This window comes from Paenibacillus camelliae (genome assembly GCF_023715345.1).
GTDB classification, from domain to species: Bacteria; Bacillota; Bacilli; order Paenibacillales; family Paenibacillaceae; genus Pristimantibacillus; species Pristimantibacillus camelliae.
Genome location: NZ_JAMBNY010000098.1, coordinates 1 through 254 on the forward strand (window position 1 = coordinate 1; position 254 = coordinate 254).

General features: G+C 54.3%; 1 rRNA gene. It reads left to right on the forward strand.

The features are described 5' to 3' along the window. Positions 1-254, forward strand: a 16S ribosomal RNA gene (locus M3180_RS23165); the annotation flags it as partial.

The following is a 254-nucleotide window of genomic DNA, read 5'->3' on the forward strand; positions in this document are numbered from 1 at the left end:
TGGGTGGGCACTCTAACGTGACTGCCGGTGACAAACCGGAGGAAGGTGGGGATGACGTCAAATCATCATGCCCCTTATGACCTGGGCTACACACGTACTACAATGGCCAGTACAACGGGAAGCGAAATCGCGAGATGGAGCCAATCCTATCAAAGTTGGTCTCAGTTCGGATTGCAGGCTGCAACTCGCCTGCATGAAGTCGGAATTGCTAGTAATCGCGGATCAGCATGCCGCGGTGAATACGTTCCCGGGTC